The organism is Weissella sp. DD23, assembly GCF_001579105.1.
Taxonomy (GTDB): Bacteria; Bacillota; Bacilli; order Lactobacillales; family Lactobacillaceae; genus Weissella; species Weissella cibaria.
Genome location: NZ_KQ970394.1, coordinates 177,605 through 178,343 on the forward strand (window position 1 = coordinate 177,605; position 739 = coordinate 178,343).

1 protein-coding gene is annotated in these 739 nt (G+C 41.7%); it reads left to right on the forward strand.

Features of this window, described 5'->3' with window-relative positions; all coding sequences use genetic code 11:
- Positions 1 to 165 precede the first annotated feature (165 nt).
- Positions 166 to 739 (forward strand): ABC transporter substrate-binding protein (locus WEIDD23_RS08255; RefSeq protein WP_242865475.1); only part of this gene is annotated, 574 nt, incomplete at its 3' end.

Below are 739 nucleotides of genomic sequence, written 5' to 3' on the forward strand. Positions count from 1 at the left end.
AATTTGAACGAGGAACATGATGTTAATCAAACAACCGCGTTTTTCAGTATGGCTGAGACGCAAACAGTTAACAGAATGGCCCGGGGAAAGGGTTGTTCGTTGTCGTCGCCACCTGTATTAATTTATAACAACAATGTTAAGCATAAATACAAGGGGCATAAAAATATGAGTATTAAGAAGCAATTGTTAGCAGCATCGGTTTTGACCACGGTCGCATTGGCGGTGGGGGGATCATTAAGCCCGGTGTTCGCGGATAGCAAGTCAGACACATTTACCTACGCAATCAGCAGTGATTTGGAATCAACGAATCCAATCACAACTTCGGATCGTTGGGGCTTAACGTTTGATAATATTCAATACTCACCATTATTCCACGTGGAAGAAAATGGTTCATTGACGCCTGTTTTGGCAACGAAGGATACGGTCTCATCTGATGGCAAGACGATTACAGTCGATTTGCGTCAAGGAGTGAAGTGGAGCGATGGACAACCGTTCACAGCAGATGATGTTGTCTTCACGTATCAAAAGTTGGCTGATAAGGCGAACGGCAATTCCGATAAATTCTATATTAATAACAAGCCAATTCAGATTGAAAAGGTTAATGATCATCAGGTGAAGTTTATTTTGCCTGAAAAGTCAGCTTCAGCCGTCAATAATTTGGTAACCGAGAATTTCATTATTCCGAAGCACGTTTACGAAAATACGAAAGATTTTTCAGGTAGTTCATTGACGCCAGGCA